18 protein-coding genes and 1 riboswitch are annotated in these 21,327 nt (G+C 51.5%); of the genes, 1 reads left to right on the forward strand and 17 read right to left on the reverse strand.

The window, feature by feature from the left end:
• Positions 1-10: 10 nt before the first annotated feature.
• From DESRU_RS18275 to DESRU_RS18330, 12 genes are all read right to left on the reverse strand, one after another.
• Positions 11-865, reverse strand: coding sequence for a YitT family protein (locus DESRU_RS18275; protein ID WP_013843575.1), 855 nt, complete (start codon positions 863-865; stop codon positions 11-13).
• A gap of 180 nt (positions 866-1,045) precedes the next feature.
• Positions 1,046-2,153 (reverse strand): peptide chain release factor 2 gene (prfB, locus tag DESRU_RS18280; protein ID WP_013843576.1). Its coding sequence is split into 2 segments (ribosomal slippage): positions 1,046-2,083 and positions 2,085-2,153, totalling 1,107 coding nucleotides; the frame shifts between segments, so codons are not numbered across the junction.
• Positions 2,154-2,176: 23 nt separating this feature from the next.
• Positions 2,177-4,801, reverse strand: coding sequence for a preprotein translocase subunit SecA (gene secA / locus DESRU_RS18285; protein WP_013843577.1), 2,625 nt, complete (start codon positions 4,799-4,801; stop codon positions 2,177-2,179).
• Positions 4,802-5,007: 206 nt separating this feature from the next.
• Complete coding sequence (gene hpf / locus DESRU_RS18290; protein ID WP_013843578.1) at positions 5,008-5,529, reverse strand: ribosome hibernation-promoting factor, HPF/YfiA family; 522 nt, start codon at positions 5,527-5,529, stop codon at positions 5,008-5,010.
• A gap of 142 nt (positions 5,530-5,671) precedes the next feature.
• Complete coding sequence (locus DESRU_RS18295; protein ID WP_013843579.1) at positions 5,672-5,869, reverse strand: cold shock domain-containing protein; 198 nt, start codon at positions 5,867-5,869, stop codon at positions 5,672-5,674.
• Between the two features lie 624 nt (positions 5,870-6,493).
• Entirely contained in the window at positions 6,494-7,390 is an 897-nt protein-coding gene (locus DESRU_RS18300) for a sensor domain-containing diguanylate cyclase (protein WP_143758818.1), read from the reverse strand.
• A gap of 98 nt (positions 7,391-7,488) precedes the next feature.
• Positions 7,489-8,220, reverse strand: a complete 732-nt coding sequence (locus tag DESRU_RS18305) for a ComF family protein (RefSeq protein ID WP_013843581.1) — start codon at positions 8,218-8,220, stop codon at positions 7,489-7,491.
• Between the two features lie 330 nt (positions 8,221-8,550).
• Positions 8,551-8,769: a DUF2922 domain-containing protein gene (locus DESRU_RS18310; protein WP_013843582.1), complete on the reverse strand. Its 219-nt coding sequence runs from the start codon at positions 8,767-8,769 to the stop codon at positions 8,551-8,553.
• Between the two features lie 13 nt (positions 8,770-8,782).
• Positions 8,783-9,007 carry a DUF1659 domain-containing protein gene (locus DESRU_RS18315; protein ID WP_013843583.1) on the reverse strand — a complete coding sequence of 75 codons (225 nt, stop codon included), beginning with the start codon at positions 9,005-9,007 and terminating at the stop codon, positions 8,783-8,785.
• Between the two features lie 191 nt (positions 9,008-9,198).
• On the reverse strand, positions 9,199-10,881 hold the full coding sequence (locus DESRU_RS18320) for a GGDEF domain-containing protein (protein WP_013843584.1): 1,683 nt from the start codon (positions 10,879-10,881) through the stop codon (positions 9,199-9,201).
• Between the two features lie 33 nt (positions 10,882-10,914).
• Complete coding sequence (locus DESRU_RS18325) at positions 10,915-11,376, reverse strand: glycosyltransferase family 2 protein (protein WP_013843585.1); 462 nt, start codon at positions 11,374-11,376, stop codon at positions 10,915-10,917.
• A gap of 140 nt (positions 11,377-11,516) precedes the next feature.
• The gene (locus tag DESRU_RS18330; protein ID WP_013843586.1) at positions 11,517-12,281 is read right to left on the reverse strand and encodes an ATP-binding protein; all 765 of its coding nucleotides are present in this window, start codon (positions 12,279-12,281) and stop codon (positions 11,517-11,519) included.
• Between the two features lie 148 nt (positions 12,282-12,429).
• Between DESRU_RS18330 and DESRU_RS18335 the strand changes: the two genes are divergently transcribed.
• Positions 12,430-12,921 (forward strand): helix-turn-helix domain-containing protein, encoded by a 492-nt coding sequence (locus tag DESRU_RS18335; RefSeq protein WP_013843587.1) that lies wholly within the window; start codon positions 12,430-12,432, stop codon positions 12,919-12,921.
• A 48-nt stretch (positions 12,922-12,969) separates the two neighbouring features.
• Here DESRU_RS18335 and metK read toward each other — a convergent pair whose 3' ends face one another.
• The 5 genes from metK to DESRU_RS18360 form a co-directional block, all read right to left on the reverse strand.
• Entirely contained in the window at positions 12,970-14,163 is a 1,194-nt protein-coding gene (metK, locus tag DESRU_RS18340; RefSeq protein WP_013843588.1) for a methionine adenosyltransferase, read from the reverse strand.
• A gap of 102 nt (positions 14,164-14,265) precedes the next feature.
• Positions 14,266-14,365, reverse strand: a riboswitch (SAM riboswitch).
• A 67-nt stretch (positions 14,366-14,432) separates the two neighbouring features.
• Positions 14,433-14,786 carry a YlmC/YmxH family sporulation protein gene (locus tag DESRU_RS18345; RefSeq protein ID WP_337998879.1) on the reverse strand — a complete coding sequence of 118 codons (354 nt, stop codon included), beginning with the start codon at positions 14,784-14,786 and terminating at the stop codon, positions 14,433-14,435.
• Positions 14,753-16,324, reverse strand: a complete 1,572-nt coding sequence (murJ, locus tag DESRU_RS18350; protein ID WP_013843590.1) for a murein biosynthesis integral membrane protein MurJ — start codon at positions 16,322-16,324, stop codon at positions 14,753-14,755. Before murJ ends, DESRU_RS18345 begins: the two co-directional genes overlap by 34 nt.
• A 204-nt stretch (positions 16,325-16,528) precedes the next feature.
• Positions 16,529-19,588, reverse strand: a complete 3,060-nt coding sequence (locus tag DESRU_RS18355; RefSeq protein WP_238446325.1) for a S8 family serine peptidase — start codon at positions 19,586-19,588, stop codon at positions 16,529-16,531.
• A gap of 124 nt (positions 19,589-19,712) precedes the next feature.
• Positions 19,713-21,173 (reverse strand): phosphoglucomutase/phosphomannomutase family protein, encoded by a 1,461-nt coding sequence (locus DESRU_RS18360; RefSeq protein ID WP_013843592.1) that lies wholly within the window; start codon positions 21,171-21,173, stop codon positions 19,713-19,715.
• Between the last annotated feature and the right edge of the window lie 154 nt (positions 21,174-21,327).

The following is a 21,327-nucleotide window of genomic DNA, read 5'->3' on the forward strand; positions in this document are numbered from 1 at the left end:
TCCAGTAAATCTAATGCTTTTTATCTTCCAACGCTTTAAATCCTTCTCCCAGAACCTCATGAACATCCGCCAGGATGATAAAGGCTCCCGGATCTTCCTTCCGGACAACCGCCTTTAACCGGGATACTTCGGTACGTCCCACCACCGCCAGAAGCACTTCTTGCTCCTGGCCGGTATAAGCCCCTCTGGCTTTCCAGGCAGTGGCGCCCCGGTCCAGTTCTTTAATGATAATATCACTAATAGCGTCTGCTTTTTTGGTAATAATCATAAAGGCTTTGGCTGAACTGACGCCTTCCAGTACCAGGTCAATAATCCAGGAAGTCAGGAAAATAGTAATCAGCGCGTACATAGCCAGTTCCGCCGACCGGAAAAAAATGCCGGCCCACACCACCACCGCAGCGTCAATTACAAATAATAATTGACCAATGTTAATTCCCATGTAACTTCTTAAAAGAGCTGCCAGAAGTTCGGTGCCGCCGGTGGTACCGTTAAACCGGAACACCAGGCCCAGCCCGATGCCGCAAAGCACCCCGCCATACAAGCAGGCCAGCAGCAGATCATGGGTTAACAAAGGTACATAAGGGGCTAATAAATCCACAAACACGGACAGGGCAATGGTGCCAAAGACGGAACTGACGGTATAACGCCAGCCCAGACGCAGGGCGGACCAAAGGAAAATGGGTGCGTTCAGAACCAGCATCACAACCCCCACCGGCAGGTGAGCGCTGTGGTAAAGGATGGTGGCAATACCGCTTACCCCGCCGGCGGCAATTTTGGCCGGCACAAGAAAAGCATCCAGTCCAATCGCGGTAATAAGAGCCCCCAGAGTGACTCCCAGATAATCTTTGATCCAGTGTTTGGACATCGGTTCAACCTCTCACATTGGTTTGCTTGCCGGGTTTATCATACCCGATTCCTTATCAGCCTATTTAGCTTTCTCTTTATACGTGCCAAATCCTTCTTTGCTAAGGGGCATTTCTTTAGGGTGCTATCAGCCAGGCCCATAAGGAATGCCCTTCAGCCAAAAAGGAATCCAAGGCGAACCTTAGATTCCTCCGCTGGCCTTTTGTTTAAGATAGGCGGCAATAAAGGGATCAATTTCTCCGTCCATCACCCCGTGGACATTGCCCACTTCCACCCCGGTGCGGTGATCCTTCACCAGATTGTAAGGGTGGAATACATAGGACCGGATCTGGCTGCCCCAGGCGATGTCCTTCTGGTCCCCTCGCAGGGCTGCCAGTTCTTCTTCCTTTTTGCGCAGCTCCAGGTCAATGAGCTTTGCCTTGAGCAGTTTCATGGCCGCCATACGGTTGTAAGTCTGGGACCGTTCATTTTGACAGGCCACCACCAGCCCGGTGGGAAGGTGGGTGATGCGCACCGCCGAGTCTGTTTTATTCACATGCTGACCCCCGGCCCCACCGGAACGATAAGTGTCAATTTTCAAATCTTCCGGACGGATGTTAACCTCCAGTTCATCCTCCACCACCGGCAGCACATCCACCGAAGCAAAGGAGGTGTGCCTCCTCCCGGCCGCATCAAAGGGGGAGATACGCACCAGCCTGTGCACTCCCTTTTCGGAGCGGAGATAACCGTAGGCATTGGGCCCGGTCACTTGAAAGGTAACGCTTTTGACCCCGGCTTCGTCTCCAGGCAACAGGTCCAGGATTTCCACTTTGTACTGGTGATTCTCGGCATAACGGGTAAACATGCGCAACAGCATCTGCACCCAATCCTGGGATTCGGTGCCTCCGGCCCCGGCATGGAGGGACAAAATGGCGCTCCCCCGGTCATATTCACCGGACAAAAGTACTTCCAGTTCCAAGTCTCCAACTTTTTTGGTGAGAGCCTCAAATCCGGTCACCAATTCCTCTTCCAGCAGGGGATCTTCCTCTTCGGCGCAGAGTTCCAGGATGACTTCAAGGTCCTGACTGGCCTCTTCCAATTCCGTATAGGCCGACACTTTATCTTTCAGGTTGGCCAGTTTCTGAGTGATCCTCTGACTTTCCTCCGGACGATCCCAGAAACCCTCCTGCATCATACCCCGTTCCAGTTTCTCTATTTCCAGCCGGCTTCCGGCAATGTCAAAGGGAAACCCTCAAATCTTGGATGCGCTTCCCCAGTTGTTCCAGGTCGCGCCTTATTTCGGCCTGCACCGAATCATCACCCTTCCTTTGCTTTAGTTGCCGCCCTGGCCGCAGCATTTTTTATACTTTTTGCCGCTGCCGCAGGGGCAAGGATCGTTCCTGCCAATTTGCTGTTCTTTGCGGACCGGCTGGCGGGGGCCTTCATCACCGGAACGGTTTTCCACTACCACCCGCTGGGCCTTGGGCTGAGCCGGTACCAGATTCACCCGGAAAATATAGCGGACCACATCTTCCTGAATGCTGGCAATCATATTGTTAAACATTTCGTAGGCTTCAAATTTGTATTCAATGACCGGGTCCTTCTGTCCGTAAGCCCGGAGGCCAATGCCTTCCCGCAGTTGGTCCATAGCATCCAAGTGATCCATCCACTTTTCATCCACCAGACGCAGCAGTACCATCCGTTCAATCTCCCGCAGGGTTTCGGCGCCCAGTTCTTCCTCACGGCTTTGGTACAAAGCCATGGCCTTTTCGGTTAATTCTTCCTTGAGGGCCTCCCGTCCGAGGCCTTCAATATCCTCAACCTTTAGGGAATGGTTGGGTAGATAGAGTTGGGCGGCATAATCCAGCAGGCCTGCCAGATCCCACTCTTCCTGGTGCACCCCTTCGGGAATATAGGATTCCACCGATTGTTCCACCACTTTGGCGATGGTTTCCCGGATGTTCTCCGCCATGTTTTCCCCGGTCAACACCTGGCGGCGCTGGGCGTAAATCAATTCCCGCTGCTGGTTCATGACATCGTCGTAGTTCAGCACATGCTTACGAATATCAAAGTTCCGGTTTTCTACCCGCTTCTGGGCCGATTCGATGGATTTGCTGATGAGGCCATGTTCAATGGGCATATCGTCTTCCATTCCCAGACGCTCCATTAAACCGGCAATATTGTCGGAACCAAAAAGCCGCATCAGATCATCTTCCAGGGAAATATAGAACTGGCTGGAGCCCGGGTCCCCCTGCCGGCCCGCCCGGCCCCGAAGCTGGTTGTCAATGCGCCGGCTTTCATGCCGCTCGGTACCGATGATGTGCAGCCCGCCCACTTCCAATACCCGTTGGCGTTCCTGCTCATATTGCTCTTTGTATTTAGCCACCAAAATTTCGTATTCTTCCTTGGCGGTTTCTTCACTCAGTCCCTTTTTACGCAGCTCAGCCAGGGCTAGGGCTTCGGGATTGCCGCCCAACAGGATATCGGTACCGCGGCCGGCCATGTTGGTAGCAATGGTTACCGCATTTAACCGCCCGGCCTGGGCAATAATTTCCGCTTCTTTGTCGTGGAACTTGGCATTTAGGACCTGGTGGGGCACGCCTCTTTTTTTCAGCCGCTGGCTGAGCATTTCGGACTTCTCAATGGAAATGGTGCCCACCAGCACCGGCTGTCCGGTGGCATGGCGCTTGGCCACATCTTCCACCACCGCCCGGAACTTGCCGTCCTCGGTTTTATAAACCACATCGGACATGTCGTTGCGGATCATAGACTGGTTGGTAGGAATGACCACCACGTCTAATCCGTAAATTTTACGAAATTCCTCTTCCTCGGTCAGGGCGGTACCGGTCATGCCGGCCAGTTTTTTATACATACGGAAATAGTTCTGGAAGGTGATGGTGGCCAGAGTCTGGGACTCCCGCTCAATTTTGACACCTTCCTTGGCCTCAATGGCTTGGTGCAGCCCGTCGCTGTAGCGGCGGCCAAACATCAGGCGGCCGGTAAACTCATCCACAATAACCACTTCGCCGTCTTTCACCACATAATCCCGGTCCCGCTTCATCAGGGCATGGGCCTTCAGGGCCTGGTTCAGGTGGTGGGTCAGTTCCATGTTCACATCGTCGTAAAGATTGGTGACGGCCAGGAATTTCTCCACCCTGCTTACCCCGTCTTCGGTGAGCAGGGCTGTGTGAGCCTTTTCGTCCACAGTATAATCTTCATCTTTAACCAGTTTGGGCACGATGGCCGCCATGGTATAGTAAAGGTCTGTGGGCTTGTCGGCCACCCCGGAAATGATCAGCGGTGTCCGCGCTTCGTCAATTAAGATGCTGTCCACTTCATCCACAATGGAATAATTCAGCACCCGCTGCACCAGTTGTTCCGGGTGAAGGGCCATGTTATCCCGCAGATAGTCAAAGCCAAACTCGTTATTGGTGCCATAGGTAATGTCGGCCGCATAGGCCTGCCGTCTTTGCTCCGCATCCAGGCCGTGGACAATAAGCCCCACGGACAGCCCCAGGAAGCGGTACAACTGTCCCATCCATTCGCTGTCCCGGGTGGCCAGGTAATCGTTCACGGTAATCACGTGAACACCCTGGCCGGTAAGGGCATTGAGATAAACCGGCAGGGTTGCCACCAAGGTTTTTCCTTCACCGGTTTTCATTTCGGCAATACGCCCCTGGTGCAGGACCATGCCCCCGATTAATTGAACATCAAAGTGACGCATGCCCAGCACCCGTTTGGAAGCCTCCCGCACCACCGCAAAGGCCTGGGGCAGGATGTCGTCCAGAGTCCGGCCCTGTTCCAGCAAATTCTTAAATTCACCGGTTTTACCCCGCAGTTCTTCATCGGTAAGTTTGGCCATTTCCGCTTCCATGCCGTTAATATCTTCTACCACCCGCTGCAGGCGCTTTATCTCACGAGCATTGTCATCAAACAGATTCTTAATAAATTTTAACACGTACTAACCACCTTTCAGGTCATGCCAACCGGCCGCCGCCAGTTCTATAAACATATCCAATATATCATTTTATCACCGGGATTCAGTCAAGGCAAGAAAGGTCAATCTTAGAAGATATTCGTCTGTGGGGAGGATGATTCCTTCTTTGGGAGGAGAATTAACAGGAAAGGGTGCGCCTGATGACGCACCCTTTCTTTTAGCAAAATTTATTCAAATTCCGGTTCAATAAGACCGTAGTTTCCGTCTTTTCGCTTGTATACCACATTCACCTGCTCGGTCTCTGCATTGGAGAAGACAAAGAAATCATGGCCCAGCAGGTTCATCTGCATGACGGCTTCATCCAGCGGCATGGGTTTAATGGCAAAGCGTTTGGTTCTAAGTACCTTCGGTTCTTCCGCGTCGGATTTATCTTCAGCGGAAAACTCCATTTGACTCCGCCCGTTGCGGCGGTTCAACTTCCCTTTATAGCGGCTGATCTGTCTTTCAATCTTTTCTACCACCAGATCCACCGAGGAATACATGTCGTCGGTGGCTTCCTCGCCCCTTAACAGCATGCCGTTTACCGGGATGGTTACTTCAATTTTTTGCGAGTCGCCTTCAACCACCAGCGTCGCCATGGCTTCCCCCATATTATCCAGGAACCGGTCTAATTTGCCTAAACGTTTTTCAACGTAGTCCCGTAAGGCAGGGGTCACTTCGATGTTCTTACCGCGAACTTGCACTTTCACATGCACCACTCCTTTCGCGTGTTAGGAAATAACTGCCTGTGTGTCCTAGTATTCCCGAAATACTGTTAAAATCCTGCATTTTCCTAACAAAATTTTAAAACCCCGGTCCATAAGACCAGGGCTTGTGGTTTGATCAATATAATTAACGTTTTACAACGTTAGCAGCCTGAGGACCACGGGCACCTTCAACGATGTCGAATTCAACTTCCTGACCTTCCGCCAGGCTTTTGAAACCTTCTTCCTGAATGGCAGAGAAGTGAACGAAAACATCGCCGCCTTCTTCTCTTTCAATAAAACCATAACCCTTTTCTGCATTGAACCACTTAACCTTGCCGAGCATCTACATTCCTCACTTTCAAAATACTTTCCCAGAGTCCATAAGAACTCACAGTGCTGTTATATTAACACTCGGATTCTTTTCTGTCAAGTGTTTCCTGATTCGGAAGGGCAACAATGTCTTGTCGAAAAATTCCTTGTTGAAAGCCGTTTTCCTGTGGACAATGTGGATAAGTCTGTTAATAACCCATCAAATCAGGGATTTCACTGTGGACATCAAGGGTTTGGGATGGTATTTTTTGTCACTTGCTTGGAACAATTGGCATATTTTTTGTAAAAGATTTGGATTTCCAGTATTTTCCAAATATATTATGCAGCGATTATTTTGTTCAATCTTGTTATGAAAATTAAAACCCCAAGAAAAGCTTGGCGGCTGTTGTAGAACAGGCGCCATCCTTTGGCGGATGAATTTATTTTACCATGATCTTCCCCTTTTCTCTGTCGTAATCCGGCAATTCTATAAAAAAGAAGTGTCGCAACAAGACTCTAAGGCTTCAAAGAACCGGCAGATAACACAAGGAACAACCGCTAATAGGAATAGAACGCGGATTTTACGGATGAAGAGGCTGCGCATTAGAACCTCTCTGGTTCTTTTTGCAGCAGTCCCTTCATTTGCCGGTACCTAAGGCTAACCCATGCTTACCCGATCACCGCCGGTTTTTTGGCTCTGCCGCATCAAAGCGTCTGCCCTTTGCATCAGCGTTTCCTCCGTATCCTCCGCTTCCGCCAGGGTAACCCCGCTGGATGCGGTAACCCCGATGATCTGATTTCCCCGGCTAAAACCGGAGTACTTAATCAGTAACCGCAACCGGTTGGTAACGATTTCAACTTTTTCCTCTGTAATATTGGACATGATTAGGAGAAAGGTATCTTGATCCCACCGGCCAACCACATCAAAGGATCGTGAACCGTATAATAAGGTTTTCGCTACCATTTGGATGACTTCATCCCTTACATCGTCACCATGAATCCCCGAGACGGTATCCAATTGATCAATATTCATCAGGGCTACTGCCAAGGAATGGTCGTTATCCTGTAGTTCCCGGAGGTGGGTTGCCAGGTAGATCTCCAGGAAATGCCGGTTGGCCACTCCGGTCAGCGGATCGGTGTAGATAGCCCCCTTGAGCTCATCAATCCGCTCCAGAGCTAAAATTTTCGAGGTATTGTCGCTAAAAATCTCCACTGCACCGATTATCTTGCCTTCCTTGATCAGCGGAGCCACCCGGACGCATACAGGCAACCGATGCCCTTCTTTGTGGTGGAGATAAACTTCCGCTTCATGCACTCTATTCTCTGAAAGGGCTATCATTAAAGGGCACCGACCGACACATAGATTGGTCCCCTGTTGATCCATATGCATCAGTATATTGTCGGAACAGCACCGGCCCAAAACCTCGCCGGCTTGGTAGCCTGTAAGCCTTTCCGCACCTTTATTCCAGTAAGTGATCTTTCTTGCCAAATCCACAAAATAGACGCCGTCATATAAATTATCCAGTATCTCTCTATAAAAATTATTATCGCTCACCAACAAGATCCCCCCTTTTTAGTGCCTCTTACTTAATTATGGAAATATATGCATTTTGGTTCCAATAAGGCAATGGGTAAAAGGATAAATCTGTGTGGTTATTTTTTTCTTGCCGCCGCTTTTCCTGCATTGGCGGCGGTTAAGACCAGTACATCGGCCGCTCCCTGTTCCAATAATAGGTAAGTTAAAACGGAGGCTGTACTGCCGCTGGTGAAAACATCATCCACCAGAAGCAGGGTTTTGCCGGCGATCTCCCCGGGGGCAATTACTTTAAAGGCCCCCTGCAGGTTCTTTCTTCTCTGCTCTCCCGTCAGGCCGGTTTGGGGCGGTGTATCCACGGATTTAACCAAGGTCCGGGGCAATAGGGGCAGGTTTAGACCCCGGGCAATTTCTTGGGCCAGCAATTCTGCCTGATTGAACCCTCTCTGTTTTAAGCGCCCCGGGGAAATAGGTACCGGAAGTACGGCCTGCGCCTTTAAAAATTCATGGTGCCGGCAGGTGACCTGAAGCATTGGCTCCGCCAATACCGGGGCCAGGCTCTTTATGCCCCGGTATTTGAAACAACGGATAGCCTCCCGGAGTCCTCCTTCATAAGGCCCCGCTGCTCTGGCCAGCTCAAAGGGAGGCCGGGTATGGCTGCAGTTGAGGCAGACTGCAGCATTTTTGCTTACCGGGGTGCCGCAGAGGGAACATCGGGGTTTAGCGGCCCAATCTGCCAACTTATTCAAGCAGTGACGACAAATTGCCTTGCTGCTTCGCCCCCCGCAAAATCGGCAGCCGGCCCTGCCGGGAAAGAGCAGGTTCAGCAAAGCTTCCACCCATGAATGCATGCCGCAGTCCTCCTTTCGGCCCCATTTCGCCAAGCGCTTCCGGAATCCTGCTGTTATTTGCCTTATACTGATTTTCTTTGGGATCTCGTTGTTAGCCTAACGGGTATTCCTTAAAGGTCCCGTCCTTCGTACCAATTGGCATTTCCTAAGGGTCTAGTCGTTGTATCCGGGCCTTCTCTCAGGTACTGTTTGACCCACAATAAATACATACACCGACGGGACCCCAAAGGAAACCCTTTAGGCTAAGGACAGGACTCTTAAGAATACTCATAAGGCTAGACCCCCAAGATCTGCCCCAAAGCAAAGGGGCGGAATCCCGCCCCTTTGTCTCTATACAACATCCATTTCCGTTATATCCCGGTTGACAATCCGGGCTCCGGCTACGTTTATCAAACTGCCGCCGCTGCTGGTAAAGATGTCTTTGGCCACCACCTGGTCCATCACACCTCTTACCTCGGCTTCCTGCAAATCGGCCCGGGGATTGGCCACCCGGAGGGTTACTTTACCGCCTGCGGCGTTGGTAAAGATCATTTCCAGCGTTTTGCTCATCCTTTACTCCTCCTTACTCTGAAATTAATTCGCCGTCGTCCACACGGTACACGGCTGCCAGGGTATCCTCCTGCAGACTGTTAATGGCCTGGGACACGTCAAAGAGATCCTGGTCCGAAGCCGACGTTTTGATTCTGGAAAAGGTGCGGTTCACGTAGACCGCTTCTCCTTGGGCATTGACGCCGTTCCGGTACTTCATTTTCATACTGCAGGAATAGGGTTGTTTAACCACTGCCATAGGGTATTCCTCCTTTTTTCGGGCCGGCCCTTTTGTTTAGCGCTTGCGTTCATTTTAACCCTTTCCCGGAAGAAAGAAAAAAACCTATTTGGCCGGGATCGGCATTAAAAAAGTGAATTTTAACCAAAAAACAACATCCTATTCAAGAAAAAAAGCCCACTTGACACAAGTAGGCGAATCTTTTTATGCAACTATCCTCTTTTTTGTTTCAGCAGTTGGCTGTAGGCTACCGACCGGTCACGGCCCCATTCCTTGGCACAAGCCGCCGCCTTTTCCGCCCCTGAAAAAATCTGATCCGGGTTGTCGGTATCTTGAGGGAAGGTGGCAACACCAATGGAAGCCGTAATCAGTATCCGGTGTTGGGATTCCTCCGGTACCAGCCGCCGGTCCCGGATCTCCACCCGGACAAGTTCGGCCAGTTTGAGAGCGGTTATGCCGTCGGCCCCCGGTGCCAGGACAGCCAGTTCACCCCCGCCATACCTCCCGAGAATATCCGTGGCCCGGGTCACGTTTCGCAGTATGGATCCCACCATTTGAAACACACTGTCCCCGGTTCCGTGGCCGTACCTGGCATTTAAAGTACGAAGATGATCAATATCAATCAGCAGCAGGGAAACCGCCTCGCCGGTGGAGGCTGAGCGCAGCATTTCTTTAATGCCCCGTTGGTAAAACTGCTTGTGGTTGAGAAAACCGGTTAAAGCGTCGGTAGCCTTTAATTCCCCGATTTGATCTTCCAGCATGCCCCGCACCAATATAGTCCCCGCCAGACCGCCCAGAACCGTCAGCATTTGGATGTGCTTGTCCTCATAGAGGGCCGGATAGCGGTCTCCCAGCACCATTACACCGGTGACCTCTCCCCCGGTAACCAGAGGTACGGCCAAAACTGTCCGAAACTGTAGGAAGGGTCTGGCTTCTTCCTGGGAGCCACTGTCCCGTACATCATCAATTAAAAAGGGCTCCCGGGTTTCCACCGCCCGTCCGGCCAAACCTTCTCCCGGCGCCAGTACAATGCTGTTCATTTCTCTTTCCAAGGGTCCCCGGGCAGCCAAGGGTAAAAAAAGCTGGCGCTCCCGGGACCAAAAATAAACCGCTCCGGAGTGGTAGGGAACAATTTTCTGGCACTCCTGTAAAAAATCATCAAAGAAAACCGTCGGGTCCGCAGGTTTTCGTAGCCGCCGGGCCATTTGAAAAAGAGCGGTAAATTCCCGATTGGCCTGTTCCATATGTACATATTTCCCAAGCAGGAACTGAGCCCCAAGGATTGGCAGACATAAAACCAGGGCCCACAAAATTCCCAATTGGAAATAGGTTGCAGCCATCAGAGCGCCGTAAGGGGCGGTAAAAAGGTAAGTATAACTATCCCAGCGCAGGGCATGCCAGCCGAAAAGCCGGGGGTTCTCGGCCAAATAAGGCTTCAGATGGAAATACACCAGCCCATGATGAACGGCAAAGTAAACCAGGGTAAAGGCAGCGGCAGCTAAAATCCCGCCGCCGAATGCCAGGTATACCTGAGCTGCCGCCGCGGCTGACAAAATATTCTGGGACCCGTTAAAAAGGGTGGTCCGCAGGGGATTCCCCCGGTTGGCCACTCCGAAGCCAATTAAGGAGACCAAGCCGGTCACCCAGGCTGTGGTGGCTCCCCCAAAGATCATCTGGGTTGCCAATACAATGACATAACTGCCGGACAAATAACCTTGGCTAAAGGGAACGGCCATCCATTCAGACAGCATCCCCAGGATAACCAGTGCCGCCAGTGTGCCGCCGTGGTCAAAATTGAGCTGGGGAAAGGTCTTCCATAGCCACCCGAAACCCAATAAAATGATTGTCCAGGTATAGAGTAAAGTAAGACCTCTCTGCCTAGAAATGGCCCTCACCTCCCGACTCCCATATTCGACAATAAACCCAATTTACCTCCAGGCCTGGCAAAAAAATACACGAAAGATCCTTTCTGCCATCATCCTTTGCGGCAGCTTGCGAAGGTCTACCAGCCAGATCAAGGGGTTATGACAATACAGCAGACCCGTTAACAAGGCCCTGTCCTGGTCTTCCTCCATGCCGGGCGATTCCCGGTCTATGGTAATCAGCCGCAGGGCCATTTGCTGCTGCAAGCCTTGAAGAATGAAAGGGGTATCGTCCTGGGAACCGTCATCCACCACCACAATCTCCAATTGAACCCATTGGTGCCTACTCCAGGAGGCCATTCTGCGCATCAGATATTCCGCATCCTGAGCCCGGTTTTTTAATACCACCAGCATACTAACCGGGGGCCCCGGCTGCCTCCTTATGGAGCCTGCAACATCCTGGACCAACCGATAGATTCCATAACAGGCAAGAATCACTAGGATCAGCTTTTCGATGGTCATCGCCATTGAGCACACCCCCTGTAATTCAGAGTATGTGTGAACGGCCCGCCGGGGTGCGCGGCGGAGGAATGGAAATATTGACCTGAAAAAACAGACCCTTACCCCGTTTCAGGGATAAGGGTCTGTTTATAATGAACCGTCCAGTTTTAAGCCAATGGCGTGCTGCAGCGGCAGGTATCCGTTTCAAAATAAACGGCGAAGGTACTGCCCAGGCTTCCTGTATGTACTTCAATCCGGGCGTTGTGCCGGGCGGCAATACCATAGCAAACCGCCAGTCCCAAGCCCACCGCCTCCTCTTTGGTGGTATAAAAAGGGATTCCTAATTTCTCCAGGGCCTCCGGTTCGATTCCCTCCCCCTGATCCTGCACCGTCAAGACAACCTTGTCCTCCTCCATAAAGGTTTTAATCTGCAGGTTGCCTCCGGTGGGCATGGCTTCCAAACCATTTTGGGCTAGATTTAAGATTAAACGCCGGATCTCTTCCCTATTCAGCAGCAATTCCGGCAGGTCAGCCAAATCCATGGTAACCTGCATCTTATATTGCCGAGCCCGATCCAACAGAACATCCCGCAGGGATAAAATCACGTCGTTAAGATTATGGAAGGTAAGATTGGTCGCTTTTTTCGAGGATAGGAATAAAAGTTCAGTAATGATCTCGTTGGTCTTATCCAGTTCCTGGATGATCACCTTGAACAGGTCTTGATACAAAGAACATTCCTTTTTTTGTTGAAGTAGTTGCAGCAATCCCCGCACGGTGGTCATGGGGTTGCGAATTTCATGGGCAATTCCCGCTGTAATTTCCCTTATAATATTGATTCGTTCCGGCTGATCCTTTTTTAAAAAGGGGTCATACTTGCCTGTGTTTTCCATCATTTGAAGTAAGCTGAGATCATGATCTACATCAATGATCACGGCATTACCCCCTTATCTTTATTCTTTTATCTATTAATTTAATTTCATATTGAAATATTGTCAAGAAAAATCTTGGTTTTAATTTCAACATGAAACAATTTGTTGAACTAAAAATTTCGCAGGATATAATTGATTCGAGGTGTATCCTGTGGGAATTTTTAGAGACAGAATGAAAGAGCTGAGAGAAGATAGAGGCCTTACCCAGCAAGGGCTGGCCGATGCACTCAATATCGGAAAATCAGCCATTGCCCTTTATGAAACAGAAAAACGCCAGCCGGACCCCGATACGCTAAGAAAATTAGCTCTATTTTTCAATTGCAGTACGGATTATTTGCTGGGTCTTACGGATACTTTAATTCTTGAAAGGAAGGATCTGCCTTCCCTCCCGCCGGATATTTTGGCCTTTGCTTCGGATCAAGAAAATTACGGTTTGATTCGTTTGATCCAATCCCTTAAAATCCAAGGCCATTCCAATGAACTCATCAGAGAATGGTTAATTTCTTTAGGCAACACCATCCGGCGGATAAAGCAAACCTATGTCCAGGAATATTTGGAGAACCCGTTGCTCGTACAGGAACCGGGTGAAAAATACACCCGGCAAAGCCGGGGCAAGAAACCGGATAAAAAGAAGGATTCCTAGAATAAACCAGGTCCATAGGACCTGGTTTTCATCTTTACCTATGCTTTTTTACTCTAAACCGGCCTCTGCCCGGAGGATCTCCGCTTTATCGGTACGTTCCCAGGGGAGGTCCAGGTCGTTGCGTCCAAAGTGACCGTAGGCCGCAGTTTGTTTATAGATGGGTTGACGCAGATCCAATGTTTTAATGATGCCAGCCGGACGCAGGTCGAAGTGGCGGTTGATTAAATCAATCAAAACATCGTCACTAACCTTACCTGTGCCAAAGGTTTGCACCCTTACAGAGACAGGACGGGCCACACCAATGGCGTAGGCCAGTTGAACTTCCAGGCGGCTGGCCAGGCCGGCTGCCACCAGGTTTTTAGCCACGTAGCGGGCGGCATAGCTGGCGGAGCGATCCACTTTAGTGGGGTCTTTGCCGGAAAAAGCGCCGCCGCCGTGGCGGGCACTGCCGCCGTAGGTATCCACAATGATTTTACGGCCGGTAAGTCCCGCATCGCCGTGGGGTCCGCCAATTACAAAGCGTCCGGTGGGGTTAATGAAGAAACGGGTTTGTGCATCCACCAGTTCTGGGGGCAGCACCGGGCGCACCACCTGTTCGATGATATCCTGACGGATTCTGTCCAGGGAAACTTCCGGGTGGTGCTGGGTGGAAACCACCACCGTATCAATCCGGGAAGGTTTGTTACCGTCATACTCTACCGTTACCTGGGTTTTGCCGTCCGGTCTCAGGTAGTCCAGCAGTTCAGTTTTACGTACCTCCGCCAGCCTGCGGGCCATCCGGTGGGCCAGGGAGATGGGCAGCGGCATAAATTCCGGGGTTTCGTCGGTGGCATAACCAAACATCATACCCTGATCCCCGGCACCGATGGCCTCAATCTCTGCCTCGTTCATTTCCCCGGTTTTGGCTTCCAGCGCCTTGTCCACACCCATGGCGATATCCGGGGACTGCTCATCAATGGCGGTCAGCACAGCAATGGTATCCCCGTCGAAACCGTACTTGGCCCGGGTATATCCAATGCCCCGGACAGTTTCCCGCACGACTTTGGGAATATCCACATAACAACTGCAAGAAATTTCGCCGCCTACCACGGCCATGCCGGTGGTTACAAAGGTTTCGCAAGCAACCCGGGCCATTGGGTCTTTGGCCAGAATGGCGTCCAATATGGCATCGGAAATCTGGTCTGCCACCTTATCGGGGTGACCTTCGGTTACGGACTCAGAAGTAAATAATTTTCTGCTCACTGGGTTCCCTCCTAATTATTCAATATTCCCTGTCTCATCACTAAAAAAACAAACCTCCCCATTTACGGAGAGGTCTTTTCTTTTCCCCAGCCTGCCTCAATAACCTCATCTGTCAGGAAAGACACTTCCCCGCAGGACTTGGCACCTTACGTGAGGTTGCCGGGTTTCATCGGGCCAGTCCCTCCACCTCTCTTGATGAGAACATCAGAATCTATTTTTGCCAGATTTATTTTAGCAAAGCAGGTACAATGTGTCAAATTAAAAATATCTTACTCCTGATAAAAACTCCGGTCCAGGGGCTGTAAATCCACCAGCACGGTGTCCAGCCCAAATTTTTTCACCTGATCCCAGGGAATCACCAGATCCCGGCCGGAGCGCATCAGTCCGAAATATTTGCGCGGAGCCTGCAGCACCAAGGCCACTACCCTGCCTGTTTCCAGGTCAATGTGCAAATCCTTGATGGGCCCCAGTCTGGCGCCATCCGACAGGTTTACAATATCCTTGGTCTCCAACTGGGTTGCTTTTATCAATGCCGCCACCTCCCCTAACCCCATGCTATGCATCTGCCGGGCAAAGGGTGCGCAATCAATTAGCTTTTGGAAGGGCGCAGCCGTCCCATCCATTTGGCAGCATAGCGGGCCATCAGGTTGGCCTCTTCCATTCTCAGCAGGAATACCGACAACAGCAGGATAACCACCCCGCCGATGATGCTGGCCGCCACCTGCAGGGCCAGCCCCAGGGTTCCCAGGCCGCCCAGCAGGCCGGCCGCCAGATGATTCATCCCCCAGACTCCCGCTGCCATGGCGGCGGAGGCCAGAGAAATCTGTCCCAGAAATTTAAAGAGTTTGGCCTCCCACATGCCCGGGATCCGCTTATTCAGGTAATAGGAAAGCATTACCGTGTTCAGGAGGGAAGCAATGGAATTGGCCAAGGCCAATCCGCCGTGTTTTAGCGGACCAATCAACAGCAGGCTGAAGATCAAATTGACCACCACCGTAACGGCCATTAGCTTCACCGGTGTCTTAGTGTCCTGCTGTGCGTAAAAACCCCGGGTAAGAATGATGTTGGCCGCCTGGCCCACCAGCCCGATGGAGTAGAACACCAAGGCAATGGCTGTCATTTCCGTAGCCCGGGCATCAAATTTCCCGTGTTCAAAAAGCAATTGAATAATGGGAGTGGCCAGCACCAGAAGCCCCACTCCCGCCGGCAGGGCAAAAAGGGTCACCAGACGGAAGGCACCCACCACGGTTTCAGACAGCTCCCGCTGTTTCTTCTCCGCCGCCAGGCGGGTAATGGTGGGATAAAAAGCAGTGCCCACCGCCAGCACAAAAAAACCAATGGGCATTAAAATCAGCCGGTTGGCGTAATTCAAGGCGGAGATGCTTCCGGCCGCCAGTCCTGAAGCCAAAATACGGTCTATAATCAGGTAAATCTGGTTCAGGGAAGTGCCGATAGCCACCGGCATCACCAGGTAAAGAACCTTACGAACTCCCGGGTGACGCCAGTCCGTTGAAAATTTATACCGGAAGCCCTGCTGTTTGAGTTTAGGAACTTGAATCAGGGCGGCGAGAATAAATCCCACCACGGTTCCGGCAGCCAAACCTTCTACGCCGTACCAGCCCCCTAGAGTCAGGGCTGACGCAATGATCACCACGTTGGTAACACTGGTACTCAGAGCCGGGATGGCAAAGACCTGATTGGCATTTAGCAATCCCTGAAACACGGTGGCCAATCCGTAAAAGATCAGGATTGGCAGCATAATGGCCGTCAACCGGGCGGCCAAGGCAGCGGTTCCCGGATCTAATCCCGGAGCTGTCAGCTTGACCAGCAGTGGGGCCGCAAAAATTCCGACCGCAGTGAATGCTGCAAAGATTAGAACCACCAGGGTGATCACGGTATTAAACAACCGCCAGGCCTCTTCCTTCTGGCCTTTGGCCACATATTCATTGAAAACGGGGATCACCACCACCGCCAAAGCACCAATGATAATAGCAAAAACGGTGTAAGGAATGTTAAAGGCCACCACATAGGCATCGGTGGTGCTGGTAGCTCCAAACATATAGGCAATGGCCTGTTCCCGGACAAAACCCAAAATACGGGATAAGAGATTAATTACGGCCACAACCAGGGCCGCCCTGGCAATAATTCTTCCAGTGGACAATCAAAGGACCTCCTATTGGCTTTCAGCTATCGGTTTTATGGTTAGTACTGATAAACTCATCACAACAAAGGTAGTATATTCGACTCTTTTCGCCTATATCCTTCAGTATCGCTTAATAATAAAAATTAAGAAGGGCTTTCAACCGGTGAAAACCCTTCTCTAAGTAAATATTGATTCTTAATGGTTGTTTCTGACAACCGACAGCTACCAGTTATTCCCCCGATAGCTCAGCAGCCGCACCATCACAACAGCAGCCTCGGCCCGGGTGGTAAATTCCTGAGGAGCAAAGCCTCCGGCTTCCCTGCCTTTCATAAGGCCCTCCTGCGCCACAATAGCCACTGAGGACCTAGCCCAGGAGGAGATGTTTTCCTCATCGGTAAAATGGATGGGATTCAGTGCGCTTTCATTGAGGTTTTTCTCCGTACCATAACGCATGGCCCGGACCAGCATAGCCGCCATTTGTTCCCGGGTAATGGGATCATTGGCACCAAAGGTTCCGTCGCCGTAACCGGAAACCAGGCCCATTTTTACTGCGGTGCCCACAGCCCCGGCGCACCAGTAATCCCCGGGTAAATCTGAGAACTCGGCAGGGGAGACGGATTCTTCAGAAAGGCCTAGAGTCCGAACCAGCATGGCTGTAAATTGTCCCCTGGTTACGGTAAGATCCGGAGCAAAGGTCTGCGGGGCCATACCCCTTACAATCTGGCGGGCCGCCATAATCTCTATATCCGTCCTGGCCCAATGGTCTGTAATGTCTTCAAAGGTTCGGCTAGCCTCCAAAATGCCAAATTTTCCGAACCGGTTGGTATAGAAAGTGGACCTGCCTGTATCCGGATTGTAATCAATGTTTACCAGCCCCCACACCTGGGATAATTCACTATATCGATAGGTCCCTAAACGCTGCAGGTTTAACCCGGCAGTGGATCCCAGAGGAGAAGTAATGGTTACCTTAAGGAAGGAATTGGAAGAACTAATTGCCAGTTGACTGCCGTCCGGCCATACCAGAGTAGGCCGGATCTCCACCAGCTTTCCTACCGGACGCAGGTACATAAACGGGTCTGCGGCAGGCAGAGATTGTTCACCCACTGTCTGCCAGGCAACCCGTAGCTGCAGTTGTGCCCCCTCTTCAGATTTGCCTATCCGGCCAAATTCACCGACGGGAATCTCAATACTTAATCCCGGCAGTCTCAGTTCTACCGGCAACCCGTTGCTGACAAGCTTTGAGGCCAACCCGGCGGCAAAGGCCAAGGTCACCGGTTTTGATGTATCTTCCGGATCCGCCGCTGATAGAACCACCTTGCCGCTGCTCCTGGAGTTTTGTATGGCTATAGTTATATCCTTTTCCGAAAGGGGTAAGGAATAGTAAGGGGAGTTATCCGGCAGGTTTTTCACTTCCACCCGCCAAACTTTATCATCCCCGGGATTCACCGTCAGTTCAATCTCCGCTTCCAGGGGCAGTTCGCTCCATTGAAGCTCGTTATCGCCAACAAAAATTTTAGCTTCCTCCGCCAGGGACCAGCGTGTTCCATCCTCAATAACCAGTTGGTTGGAACCTTCCTTGGCCTGGAGCTTGCTGTGAATGGTGTTATAAAGGGCATCCAAATGAGAGATTTCTCCTTCTTCGCCATATACCAGATAAACCTCTGCTCCGGCAGGAATCTCATTGATAGCCGCCTCCGTTGCGGCGCTGCCGTCGGTAAGACGGATGGTTACCTCTTGATTCACCCTTAGTGTCTGTCCATCATTAAAAGTCAGTTCATTGTCGTGAACTTCGGAAAGAGTGCCCTGCCAAGGTAGGCTGCCATAGACCAAGGCAAAGGGCTGGGGACCATGAACCACCTCCGAGGCAGAGACCTCAATGGTATAGGTTTCTCCCTTTTGGGGTTTGTCTATCAGAATTCCCTCAGTATTGTTCAAGTGGTCCCCGTCGATATAACCGTTGCCCCAGTATACTTCCTTGCCGTCCGGGCCGGTTACCTTCACATCCAGGTCATTAACTAAATCCTTCCCGATTCCGGGGGTCTTGGGGTAATCGGTATAGGCCATCACCACCCGGAAGGGCTGTCCGTTGCTGGTGTAGGTATAAGTTAACTCCTCTCCTGTATTTAATCCCTTCTCATCCAAAACCTTCACATCGCCCTGATCCATGGCGATAATCGATCTTTCGGCGTCAACCCGGCCGAATCCCTGGTCGCTGCCGGATACTCCCGGCAGAATCCGGGTGCCGAAAATCAGCAGTGCTTTCATCTGAGCCGCGCTGGGAGACAGCCCTTTCTGAACCAGATATTGCCGCAGCAAAGCCAGGGAACCGGCGGTCAGAGCGGTGGACATGCTGGTGCCGCTCATATAACCGTAATACTGGTTATAAACACCGATATAATTATCTCCCTCCAGGTTCGGGTTGGTTTTACGGGTGGATAAAATCCAGGTGCCGGGAGCCAGAACCTCCGGTTTGATGCGGCCGTCAAAGGTGCCCCGGCTGCTGAAGCCGACAACCTGACCGGGGTTATCGGAACCGGTGTCAATTCCCCGCACTCCTTCGGTGGACCCTACGGTAACGGCATTTTTGGCCGAACCTGGTGAACTGACAAAGGGTTTAGCGGTTTTATAGCCGTTGCCGGCGGACTTCAACACCACCATATCCGGGTGATCCCAGACAAACTTGTCCAGGCTGTAGCTGTTCCAGTCATAAATACCGTCACTGAAGTTGGCCCCCCAACTGTTCACGTGGATCCGGGGTTGCCCGGGAGCATTGTAGGCATCATTTAATAAGTCGTAAACCGAAGGAATCCGCAGATTTTTCTCGGCCTCATTGTAGGTGGCCTGGAAATACAGTCCTGCTTCCGGGGCCATTCCCCTGATATAGCCCTGAGACTTGGCACCGGTCCCCACAATACTGCCGGCAATATGGGTACCGTGGCCGTTGGGGTCCCCCCAACCGTCCCCGCTGAAATCTTTCACCCCGGTTAACCGGTCCTTCAGGTCCGGGTGCAGGGTTTCCATATTGCCGCCATCCAGTCCGGCGTCCGCCACCGCAACAGTCTGTCCTTTTCCGGTTAAACCCAGACCATTGATTCCCGGATTAAGGGTCCACAGAGCCGGAATTCCCAAAATTCCCGCGGCCAGGTTGTTCTCCAACTGATAATTCGGCTCAAGGGCCCAGGCCTTACCCCAAAGGGGCCAGGGGAGCAGCAAAAAAATATGTACCAGAGCAAAGATCTTTCTATATTTAACGATAGATTGATAGCTGATCAAGTTGTTCACCTCAAAGGGCTAAATCCCTTCTATTTCCCCAAACAAAAGGATACTGTCTTAAATTTTCGACAGCATCCTTCCTAATTCCTCTAAGATTATGATAAATAACTTAAAATACCAATTACAGGTTAGTTTATTGTATTTTTAACAATTCTCTCACTTCCTGCTGTAATTGGCTTTTTTGCTCCATATGGTTGGCTTCCACATAGATACGGAAGAGAGGTTCGGTGCCTGAGGGCCGGATCAAAACCCAGGCCCCGTCCGCCAGCACCAGTTTGATGCCATCCAGGGTAATCTTTCTGGCTACCTCCTGCCCGGCCAGTTCCCGGGGTTCCCAAAGGTTCAAGCGGTCCAGAATTTCTTGTTTCTGCTCCGGCGTGGTGTGCAGGTCCAGACGCTCACTGTAAAGCCAGCCGAATTCCCGGTAAATATCCTCCAGAATGCCAGACAGACTCTTCCCGTGACGGGCCACCATTTCCGCTGCCAGCAGCCCGGCCAGAATGCCGTCCTTCTCCGGGATATGGCCCCGAATGGACAGGCCTCCGCTTTCCTCCCCGCCCAAAACGCAGTTCTTTTCCAGCATGTTCTGTCCAATATATTTAAACCCTACGGGGCTTTCGTAAACTTTCTGCCCATACCGCACCGCCATACGGTCCAACAGGTGAGTGGTGGCCACCGTCCGGGCCACCGGTCCCCGCCAACCCCGGGCGGTATTCAGGTGATAGTAGAGCAGCGGCAGAAACTGATTGGGTGTAATGTATTCACCATTGCTATCAATAATTCCAAAGCGGTCCGCATCGCCGTCCAGAGCCAGTCCCAGATGGGCGCCCCCGGCCTTCACCCGGTTCTTCAACTCTTCCAGTGTTTTCCCGCTGGGTTCCGGCAGGGTTCCGCCAAAAAGGGGATCACGGGTGTTGTGGAAAACTTCCAGTTGGACTCCGGCCTGACCCAGAATGTGTTCCAGATAGCCGATGCCTGCACCATACATGGGGTCAATGACTACCTTCAGGGCAGCTTTCCCAATCATCTCCAGGTCCACCACTTCGGAAATATGTTTTACATAGGGCTCAAAGGGGTGAAAATCCGAACGTTCGCAGGCTCCGGCATCTGTTTCCTCCACCAGCAGGCCATAACGCCCCTCAGGGGGAATGAGCCCTCTCATATCACAGGGATCCCCTTTTTGCAGCCGCCGGATATTCTCTTCGATCTCTTTGGTAATATGAGGCAGGGCCGGTCCGGCATACTCGGGAATGAACTTAAACCCGTTATAAACAGGCGGGTTATGGCTGGCCGTCAGCATAATGGCTCCGGCCGCTTTTTTTAATTGAATGGCATAGGCCGTTACCGGGGTGGGTGTGGCCCCGCAGCACATAAAGGCGGAGATCCCCTGGCGGTTCAGTTCCTCCGCTACGGTCTCGGCAAACTCCTCGGCTAAAAACCGGTTGTCCCGGCCCACCACCAGGCCGCGCTCTCCCAAGCCCTTGCTGTTAATATAGGCTGCCACCGCTCCGGTTACCAGTCTTACATTATCAAAGGTAAAATCCCTGGCAATAATCCCCCGCCAACCGTCGGTTCCAAAGGATATTTTATTCATGGCCTCTCCTCCCGGAACTGATTTTCCTTTTGCACAAGAATTATTGTATGATGCTTTTATTTCAATTATGCACATAATTCCACCTCTGGCAAGGTTTATAAATCCGTTTCCATGGCTATACTATAACCAGTTAACAAATTGTTTTGAGGAGTAT

It is taken from the genome of Desulforamulus ruminis DSM 2154, assembly GCF_000215085.1.
Classification (GTDB): domain Bacteria; phylum Bacillota; class Desulfotomaculia; order Desulfotomaculales; family Desulfotomaculaceae; genus Desulfotomaculum; species Desulfotomaculum ruminis.